Source organism: Mesorhizobium sp. M1A.T.Ca.IN.004.03.1.1 (assembly GCF_003997555.1).
In the GTDB taxonomy this organism is placed as follows: Bacteria; Pseudomonadota; Alphaproteobacteria; order Rhizobiales; family Rhizobiaceae; genus Mesorhizobium.
On sequence record NZ_RZTV01000665.1, the window covers coordinates 1 to 255 of the forward strand.

Annotated in this window: 1 pseudogene; it reads right to left on the minus strand. The window is 59.2% G+C overall.

The window, feature by feature from the left end:
* A pseudogene (locus tag EOD29_RS36730) lies at positions 1–255 on the minus strand (hypothetical protein); the annotation flags it as partial.

The window sequence follows — 255 nt, forward strand, 5'->3', positions numbered from 1 at the left end:
CGAAGTCGAACTTCGGGACCATCTGGGACGAAGATAGCGAGATCCAGGCCGTCCAGACTATGAAGAGATAGACGGCAATCAGAACGGCCAGCAGGCTGGGCGACAGGACGAGCCGCGGCAGCCATAGGTCCAATTTGTTTTTGAGCGACATGGGACCAAGCTCGCTATTGCCGAGCATTGTTGCGGACGGTGTCCCCGCCGGCACGATTGCCGGCAGGGCTTTGATGGCTTGGACTAGCGGGCGTTGTTGATCCC